Consider the following 687-nt stretch of genomic DNA (forward strand, 5'->3'; position numbering starts at 1 on the left):
CGCATGTCCTTTTCATCGTCGACGATGGCGATCTTCATGGCTTTTGTCATTCTCGTCTTTCGCCCTTGTTCTGCCTTCGGTGCGGTCGGAGTGGTCATTCCGCCGCCTGGTGCGTTTCATTCAAGATAGGAAGCTGCATCTCGAAAACAGCCCCGCCGTCGGATCCGTTCCGCGCCGTCAGGCGCCCGCCGAGATCCGCAACGATGCCCGAGCTGATCGCGAGCCCCAGCCCGGTGCCGTCGCCGGGCTGCTTGGTGGTGTAGAACGGCTCGAACAGCGCATCGAGATCCTCGATGCCGTGGCCGTTGTCGCGCACGCTCAGGACCGCGGTCTCGCCGCTGGCGAGGATGATCTCGATCTCGGGGTGCGCCTCGGATTTGGTGGCGTCGATGGCGTTGCGCAGCAGGTTCACCAGAACCTGCTCGATGCGCATCCGGTCGCCCATCACCCGGACCGGCTCGTCTGGCAGGATCTTGGCGATGCGCACGCGCCGCGCCTTGAGCTGAGGCTCCATCATCGACAGCGACGAGGCCAGCGCCTCGCCCATGTCCACGGGCGACAGCTGCGACTGGCCCTTTCGCGCATAGGACTTGAGCTGTCGGGTGATGGCGCCCATGCGCTCGATCAGGTCGTCGATGCGGTGGAAGGCGGTCATCGCCTCTTCGGGCCGGTTGCGGCGCAGCAAGA

The 687-nt window shown here is 64.9% G+C and carries 1 protein-coding gene; it reads right to left on the reverse strand.

Features of this window, described 5'->3' with window-relative positions; translation table 11 throughout:
- Nucleotides 1-94: 94 nt before the first annotated feature.
- A partial coding sequence (locus HC022_RS28155) for a sensor histidine kinase (protein ID WP_254885302.1) occupies nt 95-687 on the reverse strand: 593 nt, incomplete at its 5' end.

The sequence above is a fragment of the Salipiger sp. HF18 genome (genome assembly GCF_011806505.1).
Classification (GTDB): domain Bacteria; phylum Pseudomonadota; class Alphaproteobacteria; order Rhodobacterales; family Rhodobacteraceae; genus Salipiger; species Salipiger thiooxidans.